General features: G+C 47.7%; 1 pseudogene. It reads right to left on the bottom strand.

Annotated elements, in window-relative coordinates:
• Positions 1-1,169, bottom strand: a pseudogene (locus Q0340_RS08095) (FAD-binding protein); the annotation flags it as partial.

The raw sequence follows: 1,169 nt of genomic DNA, 5'->3' as shown, positions 1-1,169 counted from the left end.
TTTCGCCCGCTGCATATAGCCCTGCGATCGGCTCGCCGCTAGCCGCGTCAATAACCTGGGCTTTGGTATTGATCTGTACGCCGCCCATGCAGTAAAGAATTTTCGGGCTTGTTTGACACGCATAAAATGGAGCTTTTGATACGTCGATACCGCCTACGTCGGCTTTTGTCAAAGGCTTGCCAAACTCCGGGTCACTTCCTGCTTTGACATAGCCGTTAAAATCCGCGACGGTTTTTAAAAACGGCTCCAGCGGAATTTTATAAAATTTTGCAAGCTCTTCCAAGGTATTAAATTTTTTAATTGAGCCTGCTTCTACGCCTTTTGACGTATAGACCGGATTATTTGCATCAACTGCGGCTTGATCGCAGATATTTACGGGATAGTTGTCGTTATTTTCGCTCTCCGCCATACATTTAAAGATCGCTTCGGTTTTGATCTTGCGCCCGGCGTGCTCGTTCATAAAGCGTTTGCCCGTCTTTGGATCGACAGTTAGACCATAGTCGTTAGCGCAGTGATTTGAAAATAGCGCAGAAGTACCAAATCCCTTCTCGCTAGGATTGGTATAAGGATTTAGTTGAATCCAGCTGAGTTGCAAAGGATTCACACCTAGCTTCATCGCCGCGATAAGCGCACCTGCGGTAGCACCGGGTTGGCTTACGGTTTCGATATTGTCTTTTAGATACGGCACCTGCTGCGCGCGAAACCATTTATCTGAGCTGTATCCACCCGCAGCCAGAACGACGCCATCTTTGGCTTTAAAAAATTTTACTTCGCCACTTTTGTTTTCCCTATCGTCGCTAGCAAGCTGCGGATCGAACTTATATTCTTCGCGACACTTTACGCCTACGACGCGACCGCTGTCGTCCACGACAAAATCATCAAATTTAGTACGCTTCTTGATTACAGCATTTGCATTTTCCTCGATTGCCTTATGCATCGGCTGATGTAGCCCGAGCCGCTGGCGTTTTTGGCCTGTACGGCGCGCTTTAGCGAGTGTCCGCTAGCAGATATCACCTTGCCCGAAAACTCCACTCCAATGCTTTTTAGGTATTCAAAAGCGTCGCCTGCACGATCGTAGATGACACCTAGCAAATCTACGTGATTTAAATTTAGCCCGTCTTTTAGGCAATCTGCGATGAAAGCCTCCTTACTATCCGTGATGCCCGCGG

The organism is uncultured Campylobacter sp. (assembly GCF_938045595.1).
Classification (GTDB): domain Bacteria; phylum Campylobacterota; class Campylobacteria; order Campylobacterales; family Campylobacteraceae; genus Campylobacter_B.
Note: the sequence above shows the minus strand (reverse complement) of the source record. Positions and strands in the feature narration are given on the sequence as shown.